Here is a 17,968-nt window from a genome sequence, read left to right as displayed (position 1 = left end):
CGATGACTCTGAATCTGGTAAGTGAGCAGTTACTAGCTGCTAACGGCATTAATCAGCAGGACCTTTATTCCCTGTTAGGGCAGCTTTCAGAACGTCGTCTGGATTATGCCGATCTCTATTTCCAGTCCAGCTTCCATGAGTCCTGGGTGCTGGAAGACAAAATCATCAAAGATGGCTCTTATCATATCGATCAGGGTGTGGGCGTGCGTGCGGTGAGCGGTGAAAAAACCGGATTCGCCTACGCTGACCAAATCACGCTGAACGCGTTGCGTCAGTCGTCAGAAGCCGCGCGCAGCATCGTGCGGGAACAGGGCAACGGCAAAGCGCACACGCTCTCTGCTGTGGTGAATCGTTCTTTGTATGCACCGATCAATCCGCTGGACAGCTTAACGCGCGAAGACAAGATCGCCTTGCTGCACCGTGTCGATAAAGTGGCCCGTGCCACCGATCCGCGTGTGCAGGAAGTGAATGCCAGCCTGAGCGGTGTCTATGAGCAGGTGCTGGTGGCCGCAACAGATGGCACGCTGGCGGCGGATATTCGCCCGCTGGTACGTTTATCGATCAGCGTGCAAGTGGAAGACCAGGGCAAACGCGAACGCGGCTCAAGTGGCGGCGGCGCGCGTACCGGTTATGAATTCTTCCTCGCCGATGAAAGTGGCGATGTGCGCGCTGATGCCTGGGCACGTGAAGCGGTGCGCTTAGCGTTGGTTAACCTGTCTGCGGTTGCCGCGCCGGCTGGCACCCTGCCAGTGGTGTTGGGTGCGGGCTGGCCGGGTGTTCTGTTGCACGAAGCGGTGGGACATGGGCTGGAAGGCGATTTCAACCGCCGTGAAACCTCCGTGTTCAGCGGCAAGATGGGGCAACTGGTCGCGTCTGAGCTGTGCACCGTGGTGGATGATGGCACCATCGAAGGGCTGCGCGGCTCCCTGGCTGTGGATGATGAAGGTGTGCCGGGTCAATACAACGTGCTGATCGAGAATGGCATTCTGAAAGGCTACATGCAGGACAAACTGAATGCGCGCCTGATGGGTGTGCCGCCAACCGGAAACGGTCGCCGCGAATCCTATGCTCATCTGCCGATGCCGCGTATGACCAACACCTACATGTTGGCAGGCAAATCCACGCCGCAGGATATTATCGAGAGCGTGGAGTACGGCTTGTACGCCCCGAACTTTGGCGGTGGTCAGGTGGATATTACCTCGGGCAAATTTGTGTTCTCCACGTCAGAAGCCTATCTGATTGAGAACGGCAAAGTGACCAAACCGGTGAAAGGTGCCACGCTGATCGGCTCCGGCATTGAAGCGATGCAGCAGATTTCAATGGTGGGTAATGATCTGGCGCTGGATAAGGGCGTAGGCGTGTGCGGTAAAGAAGGGCAAAGCGTGCCTGTGGGCGTGGGCCAGCCAACGCTGAAGCTGGATAAAATCACCGTGGGTGGTACGGCGTAATAATCCTGGTGCGCTTAATCATGTTCCAGGTGCGCATTAATGCGCACCCTACGAATTAGGGCACGGTACATTGTAGGGTCGCCATTCATGGCGACCAGAACCGTCAGCTTTTTCTATGCTGCTGATACTGCCTTGCCACCTGCTTAAAATACTCGGTCAGATAATCAATACACACCTGCACCTTTAGCGGCATTTTGTCCTTTTCGGTATACAGCGCATACACCGGACGGGGTTCGGAATGGTATTGCGGGAACAGAATATCGATCTCGCCCGCGTTAATTTCATCAATCACCCACATCAGTGGCACGTAAGCGAGGCCGCAGCCGGCTTTCAGCCAGCGAATCAGCGTTTGCGAATCATTGGTCACAAAGCGCCCTTGCGGGGTGAGTTTGGTTACCAGCCCTTCCGGTGCCACTAACTCAAAGGTGTTGTCCGGACGCACGCTGTACTCCAGCCATGAAAAGTTATCAATCTCACCCGGTTTGTCCGGCGTGCCGTTTTGTGCCAGATAACTTTTCGCCGCGCATACCACCATCGGCATGGCACCCAGGCGGCGTGAAAACAAGTTCGAGTCCTGCAGCGCGCCCACGCGCACCACAATATCCAGCCCGTTGGCGATTAAGTCAGGTGCTGGAATACCCGTCACTAAATTCACACTCAACCCCGGATATTCGTGTAACATCTCGCTGGTCATGGCGGACAGGACATTTTGCGCCATGGTGGATGAACAACCGATGCGCAGGATGCCAATCGGCGTATTATTAAAGGCATACAGCTGTTCATGTACCTGAGACGCCTCAGCCAGCATGCGGCGGCAGCCCTGATAGTAGATCTTGCCCGCTTCGGTCAGGCCAATGCTGCGGGTGCTGCGATTGAGTAATTTGACCTGCAGTTCATCTTCCAGTTTGGCGACAATCTGGCTGATTGACGAAACGCTGAGATGGAGCTGACGAGCCGCGGCGGTAAATGAACCTAATTCAACCACTTTGGCGAAGATGGACATGCCTTTAAGTCGTTCCATTGTTTACTCTGGCTAAAAAGTGATTTAGCTCACAATATGTAGAAAACGTATAGTCAAGCGCGTTACTATACGCACGCTGGGTCTGTTCACCGCACCTTAACACGGCTGTGTTTACTCGATGATACGCTATCATTAGCTCAACGCGGCCTGAATGTTGCCATCAGTCTCCCAATCATCCCCTGATAATCAACCCAACGTGCTCCGTGGCATGAGGGCAGGTATCGGTGCGATCCGGCAAGGTCGAACTAAGGATCCGAAATGAGTGTGCTTCCGGTATTTGTCGTATTCGGGCTGTCTTTTCCGCCCATCTTCATCGAACTACTGGTTTCGCTGGCGCTGTTCTGGCTGGTGAAACGCGTGCTGACGCCCAGCGGAATTTACGATCTGGTGTGGCATCCGGCACTTTTTAACACAGCGCTGTATTGCTGTGTGTTTTACCTTGTATCCCGTTTATTCGTCTGAGGTTTTTTAAGTGAAAGCGCTAATAAGAAAAATCGCGCGTTACGCGATTACGATCCTGCTGGTCATCATCGCTATCGTGATCATCTTCCGCGCCTGGGTGTTCTACACCGAGTCGCCCTGGACGCGTGACGCCAAATTCTCCGCCGACGTAGTGGCGATCTCCCCGGATGTGACGGGTCTGATCACTGATGTGCCGGTCCACGACAACCAACTGGTTAAAAAAGGCGACACCCTGTTTGTGGTCGATCGTCCACGCTACCAAAAAGCGCTGGATGAGGCCCAGGCCGATGTCGAATATTACCAGGCATTGGTCAACGAAAAACGTCGTGAAGCGGCGCGTCGAAACCAGCTTGGCACTAGCGCGATGTCACGCGAGGCTATCGATCAGGCGAACAACGATCTACAAACCAGCGAACATCAGTTGGCTAAGTCTATTGCCACGCGCGATTTAGCGGTGATTGACCTCGATCGCACCACGATCAAGGCACCGTCTGACGGCTGGGTCACTAACCTTAACGTCTATCAGGGTGAGTTCATCACACGTGGTTCTGTGGCCGTGGCGTTGGTACAACAGCATTCATTCTACGTGCTGGCCTATATGGAAGAGACCAAGCTGGATGGTGTACGTCCGGGCTTCCGTGCAGAAATTACCCCGCTGGGTAGCAATACCGTACTACGTGGCACTGTCGACAGCATCGCCGCCGGTGTGACCAACAGCAGCAGCAGCGTTGACAGCAAAGGCATGGCCACCATCGACTCCAACCTCGAGTGGGTACGTCTGGCGCAGCGTGTGCCGGTGCGTATTCGTCTGGATGATCAACCAGGTAACCGCTTCCCAGCAGGAACCACGGCAACCGTGGTGATCACCGGGGATAAAGATCGTCAAACCAAAGTCTCACCGATGGCGCAGTTCTTTAACCGCCTGCGCGAGTTTGGTTAAACGAGGCTGTTATGATTGAGTTTTTGCGTTTCCCGGTGAAGCTGACGTTCGCGCTGGTTGCCGCGCTGATGATTGGCTTTCACTTTAATCTGGAAACGCCGCGTTGGGCGGTCATGACCGCCGGCATTGTGGCCGGTGGTACCGCCTTTGCTGCAGGGGGCGATCCCTATTCTGGCGCACTGCGCTATCGCGGCATCTTGCGCATCATTGGTACGTTTATCGGCAGCATCGCCGCACTCACCATCATGATTGCCACCATCCGGGCACCGGTGGTGATGCTGCTGCTGTGCTGTTTATGGGCGGGCATGTGTGTCTGGCTTTCATCTTTAATCAAAGTCGAAAACTCCTACGCGCTGGGTCTGGCCGGATACACCGCGCTGATCATCGTCATCACCGCCGATGCCAGTGGTGCCTTAACGCTGGCACCGCAGTTTGCTGTCGAGCGCTGTAGCGAAATCGTCCTCGGCATTTTGTGTGCGATTCTTGCTGATATGCTGTTCTCGCCGCGTTCGATCAAGAAAGTGATTGATGCGGAAGTGGATGCGCTGCTGGTGGCCCACTACAAACTGCTGCAACTATGCGTCGCGCACGGTGATAAAGAGGAAGTCGATAAAGCCTGGAGCGCGCTGGTGCGTCGCACCACGGCACTTAACGGCATGCGCAGCCAGCTGCTGATGGAATCCTCGCGCTGGAAGAACACCAGCCGCCGCTTGCAGATGCTGAATACGCTGTCATTGACGTTGATTACCCAGGCAGCAGAAACCTTCCTGATTCAGAATTCACGTCCTGAGTACGTCCCGCCTCAGTATCGTCTGCTGATTGAGAAAGAGGTCAGCACAGTAAACGATGTGCACAAACGTATGAAGGTGATGCGACGCTTGATTGGCCTCACCAGCAAAACGGTGCCGATGACGGTCGCAAGCTGGGTCGGTGCTGCCACCGAATATCTGCTGCTGATCAACGGTATTCGCAGCAATGGTCGTATCACCACGCTGGAAGAGAGTATTTTGCAGCGTGAGGTGGTGATTCAGGCACGTTCTGCCGAAACCCACCACGCGATGATCAATGGCGTGCGTACTTTTGTTGCCACTGCGCTCGGCTCACTGTTCTGGCTGTATACCGGCTGGACGTCCGGCAGCGGTTGCATGGTGATGCTGGCGGTGATCACGGCGTTGGCGATGCGAATGCCGAATCCGCTGATGATGGCAAAAGACTTCTTCTACGGCATGGCTTTTGCCATTCCACTCGGCTTGCTCTACTTCGTTTATGTCTTGCCTGCGACGCAGCAAAGTGCGTTGCTATTGTGTATCGCGATCGGCGCATTAGGCTTTATCGGCGGTATTTTTGTGCAGCGGCGGCAGATCGGAACGCTGGGTGCGCTGATTGGCACTATCAACGTGCTGGTGCTCGATAACCCGATGAAGTTTGAGTTCAACGTATTTCTTGATAATGCTTTGGGCCAGTGGATTGGCAGCTTCCTGGCGATGATGGTGATTCTACTGATCCGCGATAAGTCTAAAGCGCGTACCGGCCGTAAGCTGCTCAACCGCTTTATGTACGCTGCCGTCGCGGCGTTGACCACCAATCAGGCGCGTCGCCGGGAAAACCATCTCCCTGCGTTGTATCAACAGCTATTCCTGCTGCTTAACCTGTTTCCGGGTGATATCGATAAATACCGCATTGCACTCACGCTGATTATTGGCCACCAACGTCTGCGTAATGCCGAAGTGCCGATCAATCCGGAGCTTTCGGCCTACCATCGTCAACTACGTTACACCGCCGATCGGGTGATCTCGGCGAGCAGCGATGATAAACGCCGTCACTACTTTGAGCGGTTATTGAAGGAGCTGGAGGTCTATCAGGAAAAACTTCAGCACTACGCGGCACCTGAGAGTGTGACCGAACCGGTGAAGCGCCTGTCGCTGATGCTGGAGAAGTATCAGAACACCCTCATCCAAATCTGAATAAGGCCGCTGCCACCCGCAGCGGCCTTTTTGATCCCACGTTGACACAAAACCCGATGATTTTGGCATCTATACTTTTCTGACAGGATACATACTGACAGGAGCATAACGATGTCCACTTCTCTGCAATCACATCCGCTCTTCAAAACCGGCTACTTTGTGGCGGGTCAATGGCACAGCGGCAGTACCACCTTTGACGTCACCAACCCGGCCACGGGTGAAGTGCTGGCTAAAGTGGCTAAGGCCGGTAAGCGTGAAACCGAACAGGCGATTGCCGCCGCCGAACAGGCTTTCCCGGCCTGGCGTGACAAAACCGCGAAACAACGCGCAGAAATTCTGAATCGCTGGTATCAGCTGATGATTGAGAACAAAAGCTGGCTCGGGCAGTTGATGACCGCCGAACAAGGCAAACCCTTAAAAGAAGCAGAAGGCGAAGTCGAGTACGCCGCCAGTTTCATTCAATGGTTTGCTGAGCAGGCCAAGCGCGCCAACGGTGAAATCATCCCTCCGGCAAAACCGGGTTCACGCATTCTGGCCACCCGTGAGCCAATTGGCGTGGTTGCGGCTATCACGCCGTGGAACTTCCCCATGGCGATGCTAACACGCAAGCTTGGCCCGGCGCTGGCCGCCGGATGCACCGGCATTATTAAACCTGCCAATAACACGCCGCTGTGTGCGTTTGCCTTACTGGCGCTGGCACAACAAGCGGGAGTGCCCGATGGTGTGTTGAATGCCGTGGCGGGTGATACCCACGCCATCAGCGACGCGATAATGGCGAGCAAAGCGGTGCGCAAAATCTCCTTCACCGGATCAACCGCGGTCGGCAAAACCTTGATGCGCAATGCGGCTGAAACCATGAAAAAAGTTTCCATGGAGCTGGGAGGCAATGCGCCTTACATCGTGTTTGAAGATGCGGATATTGATGCCGCTGTGCAGGGCGCGATAGCGAATAAATTCCGTAATGCGGGCCAGGTATGCGTCAGCGTGAATCGCTTCTATGTGCACAATGCCATCTACGATCGTTTCGTCAATCAACTGGCTGCTGCGGTAAGCCAACTCAAAGTCGGCATCGGTACAGAAGAGGGCGTCATTGTCGGGCCGCTGATTGAACCGTCGGCGCTGGAAAAAGTGGAAGAGCATGTCAAAGATGCACTGAGCAAAGGCGGCACCTTACTCACCGGAGGCGAGCGCCATCCTCTGGGCGGTAATTTCTGGCAGCCCACGGTGATAGGCGATGCTCACGAAGGCATGAAGCTGGCACAGGAAGAGACGTTTGGCCCGGTGGCGGCCTGTTTCCGTTTCGACGATGAAGCCGATGTGATTCAACGCGCCAATCATACCGATTATGGACTGGCAGCCTATTTCTATACGCAAAACCTGCAGCGGGTATTTCGCGTGTCGGCGGCGTTGGAAGCCGGGATGATTGGGATTAACGAATGTGCCGTGTCCACCGAACTGGCTCCCTTTGGCGGCGTGAAAGCGTCTGGATTAGGTCGTGAAGGGTCCGTACTGGGGATGGAGGAGTACCTTGAGGTGAAAGCGCTGCACCTTGGCGGGCTTGCCTAGAAGAGGGCAACACAATGAGAACCGAGCGTTTCGATTTCGACGAAATCGTCGATCAAGCCCATTTCTATCGCCAGTTCAGCGATCGCTTTGCGCTGGCCGATCGTGCCGTCAGCGATCTTGACGATCTTTGGGATGCGATCATGGGTGAGCACATGCCATTGCCACTGGAGATTGAATTCGTGAATCTGGGAAAAGGGCAGAAACGCCGATATGGCGCATTGATTCTGTTGTTCGATGAAGCAGAAGAGGAGCTGGAGGGCCAGCTCCGCTTTAATGTGACGTGATCAACTAAAAAGGGCCCCGGCGAGCGGGGCCAAAGGGTTCGTCAGAATTGACGAGGAATTATTTATACAGCTCAGCGGTCAGGTGATAGCTGTCGCCGGTTTTCGCTTCAATCACTTTGTAAGCGCTGGCACCTTGCTCATCGGCTTTCTGTGAAAGCTGGGCACGGTAATCCATAGGTGATCCACCTGTACCACTGATGGTCACGGTGCTGCCGGTAGGTTGCAGATTTTGCGCCTGCTCATCGGTCACCAGTTGTGCTGCAGAAGCACCAAAGGCAAACAGGGAAAGAAGGCTAGCGGCTGCGATGGTTGTTTTGATTTTCATAATTTTTCTCCTCGTGGCAATCAACAACCTGCGGCAAAAGTGGGTGTGGCGGGTCGTCGATCAATTGTCTGGCGCCGCGAAGGCGCCTGACGTTCGATTAATACTTATTTATACAGTTCAGCAGTGACGTGGTAGGTGTCACCACGGTTGCTCTCAATGATGCGATAGTGGCTGGCACCCTGAGCATCGGCTTTTTGTGACAGTTCCTGGCGAACATTCGCCTGGTCGCCGTCAACACCGCTAACACTGATGGTTTGGTTTAACGATTGCAGCTGTTCAGCTTGTTCGTTAGAAACCAGACTGGCGGCACTGGCACCGAAAGACAGAACAGAAGCCAGACCCAGAACTGCGATAGCTAATTTGGTTTTCATGATTCACTCTCCTGAAATTTGGTTTGGCAACCTGAGAGGCAAATGCGTCTCAAACGGGTCGCCGTTCACACTGCGTCTTGATTCAGCAAACTTATTTGTAAAGCTCAGCGGTGGCGTGATAGCTGTCGCCAGTATTCGCTTCGATCACGCGGTAGGCTTTTGCGCCTTCCTGATCGGCTTTAGCGTTCAGTTGCTCATGGATGTCCATCGGAGAACCACCCACGCCGCTTACGCTAATGGTGCCAGCGGGTTGCAGGTTAGCTGCTTGTTGAGCATTGATAGAATCCGCTGCAAAAGCACCAAATGACAGGGCAGATAGAATGCTCAGGGTTGCGATAGTAGTTTTAACGTTCATGATATTTTTCCTCGTCGTCTATTTTTATCTTTTTCTTTCGTGTGATTTGCATCACGAAAAGAAGTATAGATCTAATCACTCATGAAATTAATATCTGGCTAATAATGTTTGGTTGTTATTCTTTATCCTTATGACGCTTTTTTAGAACTCATAGTTATAAAAAACGCCTGGATCTTAACCATTGACGGTTATTTATTCGTAAAAACAATGATCTGCATCAAATTATCTTTTTGTGCGAAAGATCGTGGTTGATCCCGCTGGCTGGTACGCATTAAGAAGCTATAACGGCTGAGCACGATATGTAAAGCAGTGTAAAATAGCGCATATGGTTAAGCAGGGGAAAAGGTCGTACCAATATTACTCTGGCTACAGAACACGAGGATCTAAGGTTAACTTATTATTTACAAAAGGATTTGTAACAAGCGGGGCGGGAGAGGGATTAAACAAAGGGGGATGACCAGCAGGTGAACTGCCGGTCTACAGTAGGGATTTATAACTCTTGTTCGAATAAAACCAGCACAGCGTCATGCAACTGCTTTACGGAGAAAGCGCGTGCCGGGGTGATAAAGATGGTGTCATCACCGGCGATAGTGCCGAGGATCCCTTCCGCTTTGCCGAGTGAATCCAGCAGACGCGCTATCAGCTGCGCAGCACCCGGGCTGGTGTGGATCACCACCAGCGCATCGTTATAATCGATATCCAGCACCAAATTCTTCAGCGGGCTGGTAGTGGTCGGCACGCCCAGTTCAGCGGGCAGGCAATACACCATTTCCATTTTGGCATTGCGGGTGCGCACTGCGCCAAACTTAGTCAGCATACGAGAAACTTTTGACTGATTGATATTTTCGAAGCCGTCTTCCTGCAGCGCCTGTACGATCTCGCCTTGAGAACTAAATTTCTCTTCCTTCAATAAGGCCTTGAAGGCTTTGATCAGGTCGTCTTGTTTTGATGGATTTCGCATAAGCTACCAATAAAAGAGGGGTGCGGCAGGCAACAGGCCTGCAGCAGATAAATTATTATGCATTTAGATGAATTTTTATGCAATAAGCGTGATGAGAGAATCGCCGCATAATTCTGCGGGGGCGGCATCATACCAGAGATTTGTGTTGCGCCAAAATCGCGGAGTGACGCGCAAAGCGAAGGTTGCAATGTTGTTATAGTATTGAAGTGGTAACAACAATATCGATGATCATTGCCGTCCATAGTTTTCTGGCTGCGATTGTATCATTCAGGCGACTTCTGAAGTGGAGATGTCTCGGGAGCCGATTGCGGCGTAGGTTAATGCGCGACAGGTGTGTCGCTATCGCCTGAGAAGTTGATTAAACTCGTAACCTGATGGATTTTCGGCATATCTCTGCCCCACCTTAATAAGGAGTTCAGGATGAAAGTTGCCGTTCTCGGTGCAGCTGGTGGTATCGGCCAGGCGCTAGCACTGCTGCTCAAAACTCAATTACCCGCAGGTTCCTCTCTTTCACTTTACGACATTGCTCCGGTGACGCCGGGTGTCGCGGTGGATCTCAGCCATATTCCGACTGCGGTAAAAGTAGAAGGGTTCAGTGGCGAAGATGCGACCCCCGCGCTGCACGGTGCCGATGTGGTGTTGATTTCTGCTGGCGTGGCTCGTAAACCCGGTATGGATCGCGCTGATTTGTTTAACGTCAACGCCGGGATCGTCCGCAATCTGATCGAGCAGGTGGCCAGTACCGCACCGAAAGCGCTGATTGGCGTGATCACCAACCCGGTGAACACCACCGTGGCGATTGCCGCTGAAGTGCTGAAAAAAGCCGGCGTCTATGACAAAAACCGTTTGTTTGGCGTGTCGACGCTCGACATCATCCGCGCCAATACTTTTGTTGCTGCGTTGAAAGGTAAACAGCCAACCGAGATTGAAGTGCCGGTAGTGGGGGGGCATTCTGGCGTCACCATTCTGCCACTGCTGTCGCAAGTTAAAGGCATCAGCTTCAGTGAGCAGGAAGTGGCTGACCTGACCAAACGCATCCAGAATGCCGGTACTGAAGTGGTCGAAGCCAAGGCGGGTGGTGGATCGGCAACCTTGTCGATGGGTCAAGCGGCAGCGCGCTTTGGTCTCTCGCTGATTCGTGCCCTACAGGGCGAAGCCAATGTGGTGGAGTGTGCCTATGTTGAAGGTGACGGCGAGTACGCGCGCTTCTTCTCACAGCCGCTGCTGTTGGGCAAAAACGGCATCGTTGAGCGTCGCCCACTGGGACCCTTAAGTGCGTTTGAACAGCAGGCGCTTAATGGCATGCTGGAGACGTTGAAGAAAGATATCGCGCAAGGCGTAGAATTCGTGAAGTGACGTTCACTCGATAAAACAACGCCCGGCACTTGCCGGGCGTTTTCATTTATAAGCCACCTGATTTGAAAGTCTGGCTCGAGGGCGAGCCATTACTGGCAGGCGTTTTGCGCCCCAGCGTCTCCATGCGTACCTGGAACGGCGGGAACGGCATCTCGATACCATGCTCCTCAAAACCGCGCAGAATCAGCTGGTGCAACTCATGACGCAGCGGCATACGGTGCCCCATTTCGGCCGCGTGCACACGCAGTTCGAACAGCTGAATACCCTGCTGCAGGTCAACCAGGAACACATCTGGCGCGGGCATATCCAATACGTAGGTACAGCGCTCGGCGGCCTGCTTGAGGATGTTGGTGACCTCATCACTGTTGACGTGGGCCGGAGCAGGAATGGTCAGCACCACACGCGTTACGGAGTCAGACAGCGACCAGTTGACGAACTGCTCCGTGATGAAGGCCTTATTCGGCACGATAATCTCTTTACGATCCCAGTCGGTAATGGTGGTGGCGCGCGTATTGATGCGGGTAATGCTGCCGGTCAAATCGCGAATCGTCACGGTATCACCAATACGAATCGGTTTTTCGAACAGGATGATCAAGCCGGAGATAAAGTTGGCGAAGATTTCCTGCATACCAAAACCTAACCCCAGACCTAAGGCCGCCACCAACCATTGCAGCTTCGCCCACTCCACGCCAATGATGGAGAAACCAATCAAGCCGCCAATCAGCATCAGCGCATACTTGGTGAGCGTGGTTATAGCATATCCGGTGCCAGGCGTCAGGCTGAGATGCTGTAACAGCGCCAGCTCCAGCAGCGCGGGCATATTGCGTACCAGCTGCGTCGTGATGATGAATATCAAAATGGCAATCAACACGGAGCCTAGCGTGATCGGCTGAACGCTCTCCACGCCTTGGATGGTGGTGCTCACATCCCACAGCGGAATGTTGTCGAGGAAGCTAAAGGCGGAGTGGATTTCCGACCACAGCACAATCACGGACACCAGCGCAATCAAGGTAAGGATCGAGCGTACCAGGCGCAGAGACTGCGCGCTGATCTCATCCAAATCCAGACTGGGTTCATCTATCTCAATGGTGTCAGCGTTAGCCGGTGCCTGCTGCTCTTTCTCTTCTTCGCTGCGCGCGCGGTTGGCCAGCATGTCAGCACGGCGTTGACGCGCACGATCAAAGGCGATGCGGCGACGCTGAATCAGCATCCAGCGGCGAATGATGTGATAAATCACCAGCAGGAAGAACCAGATACCCACCGAGGTTTCAAGACGCGCCAGCAGCGCCTGCGCGGTCGCCAGATAGCCTATGCAGGAAGCCAGTGCCGCCACCAGAGGAATGGCGATCATCAGGTTCCATAAAATACGGTTGATGAAGTTGTCGCCGTTGCCCTCTTTATCCAGATAAAGCGGAATACCTGAGCGTTTAAGGCTGACCGTGACAATACTCAAGGCACCGCATATCAGGATAAAGCACAGGCGGCCGAGCGTCGCGGAGAACTGCGGATCATCGAGATTGGCGAAGGCAATCAGCAGCATGATTAGCGGCACGATCAAACCAACGGTAAGTGAGTAGTAGCGCATTGCTCGTGCGACACGCGCTTGTGGCCAGCGGAAATGCACCACAAACAGCCCATCGTGGCGGGCGAAAGCCTTACTGATCATAAAGGCCCACAGCAGGGGCAGGGTGGCGGTAATGCCATCACCAATCGCCACCGCAAATGGGTAAGGCCATGCATGCTGTAAACCAAAGCCCAGCGCGGCCCACAGTACCGGTACCGGCACGGCAACCAGGATTGACCAGAACACCGTGCGTAACGTCAGGCTAAAGCGGTCTTGCGTCACCTTACCCACGCGGATGGCAGAACGCGCCATAAAGTCATTGTAATGACGGCGAGAGCTGATACTAAAGCCGACCAGTAACACGGCACAGATGATTGGCATCACCGTTTCTTTACTGGTAAACATCATGGCCATCGCTTTGCCAAGTTGCCCTAAGGTATCCAGCGACAGTAGACGTGTTAAATCGCGCGCCACCTCAATCGGGTATTTTAGGTCAATGGCGCTGACATCGGCGGTCCAGAAAAGATAGCGATGCGTGGCTTCTCTCACTTCCCCCAGCGCATCCTGAAGCTGCGTATTGGAGACTTTGAGTTTGGTGATTTCAAGAATCAGCGTATCGCAGCCGGAGATCAGTGAGTTGAGCAGTTCACGTTGCGTTTTGAGCTGTGCATCAAGGATGCGGCGTTGCTCGCTGGTAAAGGGTGTGCCGTCATCCTGTTTCTCTTTACGCAGATCTTTCTGCCGCTCAAGCAAATCTTCATAGTGCAGGCGCTGAACGCGCAACTGGCCCATTTCGCTGTCAATTTGCTGCGATTTTGGCATATCTGGCAGCCGCGCAACCTGGGCGCGCAACGCTTCACCGAGCAGATTAGAGGCGCCCAGCCACTGTGATTGCTCACGCAGCGTGCTGAGTGCCTGGCGTACTTGCAAGGTTTGATTGGTGGCCAGGCGCTGCTGCGAGGCGACCAGATCCATGCGCTGGGCTTGTGCATTCAGGTCAGCAGATAATTCGCGATTAACGCGGAACTGGTCGCTGATGGATGCGGGTAAATCCCCGCTGTTTTCTGCCAACTGCTCGGTGCGCTCCAGCGCCAGTTCCGCTTCGCGTTGGCGTTGGTTGTTAAGCTGATTACGCAGATCCTGCAGATAGTTATCAAGCTGGGTGGCTTTGCGCTGATGCACTTCAGCCCGCATGCGCGCCAGTTCCTGGCGGTTATTGGCTGACAGCTGCGCCAGCTCTAACTCGTCAACCCGCGCTTTATTGGCGGCATTCTCCGCCTGACGTGCATAAATCTGCGCCTGTGCCAGCGGTGTGGCAGCGGCTGAAAAACCTTGCACACGGCGATCGCTTTCGGTCATTGCGCGTCGTGCATCGGTTTGCTGCTGCGGCAGCTGCGAGAGCGAATCACTGATCTCGCGAGCGCGATCCTGCTCCTGCTGTGCCTGACGACCTTCCTCCAGCAACTGGCTGCTGATTTGCAAGATCTCTTGATCCAGCTCGGCGCTGCTCATGTTGCTACGCACCGTTTTACTGCCGTCCGTTAGCGTGGCGATCTGCTGGCGTAGTTCACGCGCCAGGCGCGGAAAATCATCAATCACCTGTTGATATTGTTTGGCACGCTCCTGTGACTCATCGCGCTCAGACAGGAAATTAATTGCCGCTTCCAGCGCCTGCACCTGCTCGGCTTGAGTCGGTGTGGCTTTGGCGGATTTGGCCGCATCCAGCTCTTGTTTCAGCTGATTGGCGGGCGGAACGGTAGCGGCAAATACAAAACTGCTGAGCACCAGGCTCAGCAGTAGGGAGAGGAAAACACGCACGGGAGAGGTTCCGGTTAGTCAGCGAGCGGGGCGCTATCGCCGGGCTGCGGCAAGGCGATGGCCAGCGGCTGACCAAGGCGGGTTTTGCTTTCAGCTTCCAGGCTCTCTGCCAGTTTCACGCGACCTGGCGCGAACAGGTTAATGACCGTTGAGCCCAGTTTGAAGCGGCCCATTTCCTGGCCTTTCAACAACACGACTGCGCCGTCATGATCGGCAGCCGGATAGCGCCAGCGCTTAATAACTCCTTCACGTGGTGGCGTAATGGTGCCGGCCCAAACGGTTTCGATGCTACCAACGATGGTGGCGCCGACCAGAATCTGCACCATGGGGCCGTGATCGGTATCAAATACGCAGATCACGCGCTCATTACGGGCGAACAGATTGGGGATGTTACGTGCCGTCAGCGGATTCACAGAGTAGAGATCGCCAGGCACGTAGATCATCTCACGCAGAATGCCATTACACGGCATATGCACACGGTGATAATCGCGTGGTGCGAGGTAAGTCGTGATGAACTCACCATCGATAAACTTTTCTGCCAGGTCGTCATTACCCGCCAGCAGGGCTTGCAGCGTGTAGTAGTGTCCTTTTGCCTGGAAAATTTGATCGCCTTCAATGCGGCCTAACTGGCTCACTGCGCCATCGGCTGGCAGCGCCAGTAACGTCGCGTTTGGATCGACAGGACGCGCGCCCTCTTTTAAGGGACGAACGAAAAAGTCGTTGAAGGTGCGGTAGCTACCGGTGTGCGGCTTGCTGGCTTCCGCCATATCTACTTTGTAGTACCAGACGAAAATGTCGATGACCGCTTTGGTCAGCCAGCCACCACGGCGACTGGCGCCCCAGCCGGCAAGTTCGGTAAGCCCTTTCTTGGGCAAAATATGATTCAGGCCGAGTTTAAAACGATCAAACACCGTTGCCTCCTGGCTTTATTACGCTTGGTTTTACAAAAGGGGGCGGATTGTAGCAGCGCCCCGGTCTGTTGGCGAATGTGCTGTTGTACACCCTTCATACTTCGAGCTGCAGGTGCGTTGGCTACGTGCATTCACCTCAGTCACTTACTTCAGTAAGCTCCTGAGGATTCACGCACTTGCCGCCTTCCTGAAGCTCGAATTATATTGGGTATACCCTTCATACCTCGAATTGCAGGTGCGTTGGCTATGTGCATTCACCTCAGTCACTGACTTCAGTAAGCTCCTGAGGGTTCATGCACTTGCCGCCTTGCTGAAGCTCGAATTATATTGGGTATAAACGTTAAATATCGTTATCGGGAAAGTTTTTACGCGTTTTTACCTGCGCCATACTCTCCAGAATTCGGTGATAGTTAACGAAACGCGACCTGGCAATGACCCCGTTGTTCACCGCTTCGCGCAGGGCGCAGCCGGGATCGGTGTCGTGCTTACAGTCGCGGAAACGGCAAGTACCGAGAAACTCACGAAATTCGACAAATCCACGCGTGATTTGTTCCGGTTCCAGATGCCACAAACCAAATTCGCGGACGCCCGGGGAATCAATCACGTCGCCGCCGTGCGGGAAATGGTATAAACGGGAGGCGGTGGTGGTGTGCTGACCCAACCCCGAGACATCGGAAACATCGTTAGTCAGAATTTCATCGCCCGCCACATCCAGCCCTAAGAGGTTATTCAGCAAACTGGATTTACCCACGCCAGACTGGCCAGCAAAAATGCTCACGCGTCCGGTCAATGCCGTTTCCAATTCTGCCAGACCATTTTTAGCGTGGCTGGAGACCATCAACACGCGATATCCAATATGGCGATAGATATCCATCTGCTTATCAACCTGTTCACGGGCTTTTTCATCCAGCAGGTCGATCTTATTCAGCACCAGTAAAGGCTCTACGCCGAGTGTTTCACTGGCCACAAGATAGCGATCGATAATATTAAGAGACAGCTCGGGGAGGATCGCCGATACGATGTTGATCTGATCGATGTTCGCGGCGATCGGTTTGACGCCATCGTAGAAATCCGGACGAGTGAGCACGGTTTTACGTTCGTGCACCGCCTCTACGATCCCTTTACCGCCGCCAATCGCTGCGCGCCACACGACACGATCGCCGGTGACCAGCGATCGAATGGTGCGACGGATATTGCAGCGATGGACTTCGCCCGCGCTATCTTCTACGTCTGCGTGCATGCCGAATCGGCTGATCACTACGCCTTCGGACGCTTCTCCAAACAGGCTATCATCCGGTTCGGGCTTCTCGCTCCGTTGCTGCAGACGACGCTGATGGTTGGCGCTTACGCGACGTTGTTGGCCTTTCGACAGTTTGTTTTTACTCACGCATCCTCTCACGGCTTTCGCCAGGCTTCGCCCCGCTGGGCAAAACGTCTATGATACACCTGAATTGAGTGTAATGACGACATTGGCAACGGGCGGGAAACGCATGACAGCTGGAAATGAACAGAACCTGATTTGGATCGACCTCGAAATGACCGGGCTCGATCCTGAACAAGATCGCATTATTGAGATCGCCACGATCGTCACAGATGCCAACCTGAACATCCTGGCGGAAGGTCCGGTGCTAGCCGTGCATCAGTCAGACGCGCAGCTGGCGCTGATGGATGACTGGAACGTGCGCACACACACCAATAGCGGGCTGGTGGAACGTGTTAAGGCTAGCCAGTATGGCGATCGTGAAGCTGAGCTGGCGACCATTGAGTTCCTGAAGCAGTGGGTGCCGGCGAATACCTCACCGATTTGCGGTAATAGCATTGGGCAAGATCGTCGCTTCTTGTTTAAGTACATGCCTGAGCTGGAAGCTTACTTCCATTATCGTTATCTGGACGTCAGCACCCTGAAAGAGTTAGCGCGTCGCTGGAAGCCAGAGATTCTGCCGGGCTTTAAAAAATCCGGTAGTCACCAAGCCTTGGACGATATCCGCGAGTCCGTTGCCGAGCTGGCTTACTATCGCGAGCACTTCCTGCAGCTTTAATCTGCAAAGGGTGCGCAGGAAATCATCAGGTTGTCGATTAAAACAGCAAACGCGCAGAAAGCGCAAAATTTTGCTTTTAGACTCTTGCGACTGAAAGGATTTCTCGTATAATGCGCACCCCGTACCGGTGAAGAATTTAAATCGGTGCGAGGCAGTAATACGAAGCACAGAATCGAGTATTTCAGTTTGCAACAAGGCGGCAACTGAGCGAGTACCATGGGGCTTACATCAGTAAGTGACGTGGTTGAGCGAAGGCAGCCAACGCAGTAGCAGACTGAAAGACGAAGATTATGCGGGAATAGCTCAGTTGGTAGAGCACGACCTTGCCAAGGTCGGGGTCGCGAGTTCGAGTCTCGTTTCCCGCTCCAAACTTCGTAAGCAAGAACCTCTAATGCGGGAATAGCTCAGTTGGTAGAGCACGACCTTGCCAAGGTCGGGGTCGCGAGTTCGAGTCTCGTTTCCCGCTCCAGAGTTTGCAGTAAACCATCCAAATCACGGATTTAGTCGCTATCGCGATTGTTGTGACAAGAATACCAGGATTCAGAATCAAGTATTTGAGTTTGCAGCAAGGCGGCAACTGAAC

The 17,968-nt window shown here is 53.9% G+C and carries 16 protein-coding genes and 2 tRNA genes; 10 read left to right on the top strand and 8 right to left on the bottom strand.

The window, feature by feature from the left end:
- The first annotated feature begins 2 nt into the window (after positions 1 to 2).
- Positions 3 to 1,448, top strand: coding sequence for a metalloprotease TldD (gene tldD, locus PSSD_RS17805; protein ID WP_039331571.1), 1,446 nt, complete (start codon positions 3 to 5; stop codon positions 1,446 to 1,448).
- Between the two features lie 103 nt (positions 1,449 to 1,551).
- Here tldD and aaeR read toward each other — a convergent pair whose 3' ends face one another.
- Positions 1,552 to 2,469, bottom strand: a complete 918-nt coding sequence (aaeR, locus tag PSSD_RS17800) for an HTH-type transcriptional activator AaeR (RefSeq protein ID WP_058973139.1) — start codon at positions 2,467 to 2,469, stop codon at positions 1,552 to 1,554.
- 258 nt (positions 2,470 to 2,727) lie between these two features.
- Between aaeR and aaeX the strand changes: the two genes are divergently transcribed.
- The 5 genes from aaeX to PSSD_RS17775 all read left to right on the top strand — a co-directional run bounded on the left by aaeX (position 2,728) and on the right by PSSD_RS17775 (position 7,685).
- Positions 2,728 to 2,931, top strand: coding sequence for a p-hydroxybenzoic acid efflux pump operon protein AaeX (gene aaeX, locus PSSD_RS17795; RefSeq protein WP_021508145.1), 204 nt, complete (start codon positions 2,728 to 2,730; stop codon positions 2,929 to 2,931).
- 10 nt (positions 2,932 to 2,941) lie between these two features.
- Entirely contained in the window at positions 2,942 to 3,871 is a 930-nt protein-coding gene (gene aaeA / locus PSSD_RS17790) for a p-hydroxybenzoic acid efflux pump subunit AaeA (protein ID WP_039331568.1), read from the top strand.
- An 11-nt stretch (positions 3,872 to 3,882) separates the two neighbouring features.
- A complete protein-coding gene (gene aaeB, locus PSSD_RS17785; RefSeq protein ID WP_058973138.1) occupies positions 3,883 to 5,835 on the top strand; it encodes a p-hydroxybenzoic acid efflux pump subunit AaeB in 1,953 nt (650 codons plus the stop codon).
- A gap of 111 nt (positions 5,836 to 5,946) precedes the next feature.
- Positions 5,947 to 7,401 carry an NAD-dependent succinate-semialdehyde dehydrogenase gene (locus PSSD_RS17780; RefSeq protein ID WP_039331563.1) on the top strand — a complete coding sequence of 485 codons (1,455 nt, stop codon included), beginning with the start codon at positions 5,947 to 5,949 and terminating at the stop codon, positions 7,399 to 7,401.
- A 14-nt stretch (positions 7,402 to 7,415) separates the two neighbouring features.
- Positions 7,416 to 7,685 (top strand): barstar family protein, encoded by a 270-nt coding sequence (locus tag PSSD_RS17775; RefSeq protein WP_058973137.1) that lies wholly within the window; start codon positions 7,416 to 7,418, stop codon positions 7,683 to 7,685.
- A 58-nt stretch (positions 7,686 to 7,743) separates the two neighbouring features.
- Here PSSD_RS17775 and yhcN (PSSD_RS17770) read toward each other — a convergent pair whose 3' ends face one another.
- From yhcN (PSSD_RS17770) to argR, 4 genes are all read right to left on the bottom strand, one after another.
- Positions 7,744 to 8,010, bottom strand: coding sequence for a peroxide/acid stress response protein YhcN (yhcN, locus tag PSSD_RS17770; protein ID WP_039331560.1), 267 nt, complete (start codon positions 8,008 to 8,010; stop codon positions 7,744 to 7,746).
- Between the two features lie 104 nt (positions 8,011 to 8,114).
- Positions 8,115 to 8,381: a YdgH/BhsA/McbA-like domain containing protein gene (locus PSSD_RS17765; RefSeq protein ID WP_039331559.1), complete on the bottom strand. Its 267-nt coding sequence runs from the start codon at positions 8,379 to 8,381 to the stop codon at positions 8,115 to 8,117.
- Between the two features lie 91 nt (positions 8,382 to 8,472).
- On the bottom strand, positions 8,473 to 8,736 hold the full coding sequence (gene yhcN / locus PSSD_RS17760; RefSeq protein ID WP_039331558.1) for a peroxide/acid stress response protein YhcN: 264 nt from the start codon (positions 8,734 to 8,736) through the stop codon (positions 8,473 to 8,475).
- 490 nt (positions 8,737 to 9,226) lie between these two features.
- On the bottom strand, positions 9,227 to 9,697 hold the full coding sequence (gene argR, locus PSSD_RS17755) for a transcriptional regulator ArgR (RefSeq protein ID WP_039331557.1): 471 nt from the start codon (positions 9,695 to 9,697) through the stop codon (positions 9,227 to 9,229).
- A 420-nt stretch (positions 9,698 to 10,117) separates the two neighbouring features.
- On the opposite strand from argR, the gene mdh reads away from it, so the two are divergent.
- Positions 10,118 to 11,053 (top strand): malate dehydrogenase, encoded by a 936-nt coding sequence (gene mdh / locus PSSD_RS17750; RefSeq protein WP_058973136.1) that lies wholly within the window; start codon positions 10,118 to 10,120, stop codon positions 11,051 to 11,053.
- A 46-nt stretch (positions 11,054 to 11,099) separates the two neighbouring features.
- Here the strand turns inward: mdh and mscM are convergent, their stop codons facing one another.
- From mscM to rsgA, 3 genes are all read right to left on the bottom strand, one after another.
- The gene (gene mscM, locus PSSD_RS17745; protein WP_058973135.1) at positions 11,100 to 14,435 is read right to left on the bottom strand and encodes a miniconductance mechanosensitive channel MscM; all 3,336 of its coding nucleotides are present in this window, start codon (positions 14,433 to 14,435) and stop codon (positions 11,100 to 11,102) included.
- Between the two features lie 14 nt (positions 14,436 to 14,449).
- Positions 14,450 to 15,346, bottom strand: a complete 897-nt coding sequence (gene asd, locus PSSD_RS17740; protein ID WP_058973134.1) for an archaetidylserine decarboxylase — start codon at positions 15,344 to 15,346, stop codon at positions 14,450 to 14,452.
- A gap of 340 nt (positions 15,347 to 15,686) precedes the next feature.
- Positions 15,687 to 16,733, bottom strand: coding sequence for a small ribosomal subunit biogenesis GTPase RsgA (gene rsgA, locus PSSD_RS17735; RefSeq protein ID WP_058973133.1), 1,047 nt, complete (start codon positions 16,731 to 16,733; stop codon positions 15,687 to 15,689).
- A gap of 103 nt (positions 16,734 to 16,836) precedes the next feature.
- Between rsgA and orn the strand changes: the two genes are divergently transcribed.
- The 3 genes from orn (at position 16,837) to PSSD_RS17720 (ending at position 17,854) form a co-directional block, all read left to right on the top strand.
- Positions 16,837 to 17,385 (top strand): oligoribonuclease, encoded by a 549-nt coding sequence (gene orn, locus PSSD_RS17730; RefSeq protein WP_058973132.1) that lies wholly within the window; start codon positions 16,837 to 16,839, stop codon positions 17,383 to 17,385.
- Positions 17,386 to 17,677: 292 nt separating this feature from the next.
- A tRNA-Gly gene (locus PSSD_RS17725) sits at positions 17,678 to 17,753 on the top strand.
- Positions 17,754 to 17,778: 25 nt separating this feature from the next.
- Positions 17,779 to 17,854: transfer RNA gene (locus PSSD_RS17720), tRNA-Gly, on the top strand.
- Positions 17,855 to 17,968 lie beyond the last annotated feature (114 nt).

The sequence above is a fragment of the Type-D symbiont of Plautia stali genome, assembly GCF_001485335.1.
GTDB lineage: Bacteria > Pseudomonadota > Gammaproteobacteria > Enterobacterales > Enterobacteriaceae > Pantoea > Pantoea vagans_C.
This window is presented reverse-complemented; position numbering and strand designations above follow the sequence as displayed.

Excerpts from the sequence above, each read along its gene's own strand:
- tldD (WP_039331571.1), top strand. The coding sequence starts at position 3 with ATGACTCTGAATCTGGTAAGTGAGCAGTTACTAGCTGCTAACGGCATT.
- aaeR (WP_058973139.1), bottom strand. The coding sequence starts at position 2,469 with ATGGAACGACTTAAAGGCATGTCCATCTTCGCCAAAGTGGTTGAATTA.
- aaeX (WP_021508145.1), top strand. The coding sequence starts at position 2,728 with ATGAGTGTGCTTCCGGTATTTGTCGTATTCGGGCTGTCTTTTCCGCCC.
- aaeB (WP_058973138.1), top strand. The coding sequence starts at position 3,883 with ATGATTGAGTTTTTGCGTTTCCCGGTGAAGCTGACGTTCGCGCTGGTT.
- PSSD_RS17780 (WP_039331563.1), top strand. The coding sequence starts at position 5,947 with ATGTCCACTTCTCTGCAATCACATCCGCTCTTCAAAACCGGCTACTTT.
- PSSD_RS17775 (WP_058973137.1), top strand. The coding sequence starts at position 7,416 with ATGAGAACCGAGCGTTTCGATTTCGACGAAATCGTCGATCAAGCCCAT.
- yhcN (WP_039331560.1), bottom strand. The coding sequence starts at position 8,010 with ATGAAAATCAAAACAACCATCGCAGCCGCTAGCCTTCTTTCCCTGTTT.
- PSSD_RS17765 (WP_039331559.1), bottom strand. The coding sequence starts at position 8,381 with ATGAAAACCAAATTAGCTATCGCAGTTCTGGGTCTGGCTTCTGTTCTG.
- yhcN (WP_039331558.1), bottom strand. The coding sequence starts at position 8,736 with ATGAACGTTAAAACTACTATCGCAACCCTGAGCATTCTATCTGCCCTG.
- argR (WP_039331557.1), bottom strand. The coding sequence starts at position 9,697 with ATGCGAAATCCATCAAAACAAGACGACCTGATCAAAGCCTTCAAGGCC.
- mdh (WP_058973136.1), top strand. The coding sequence starts at position 10,118 with ATGAAAGTTGCCGTTCTCGGTGCAGCTGGTGGTATCGGCCAGGCGCTA.
- orn (WP_058973132.1), top strand. The coding sequence starts at position 16,837 with ATGACAGCTGGAAATGAACAGAACCTGATTTGGATCGACCTCGAAATG.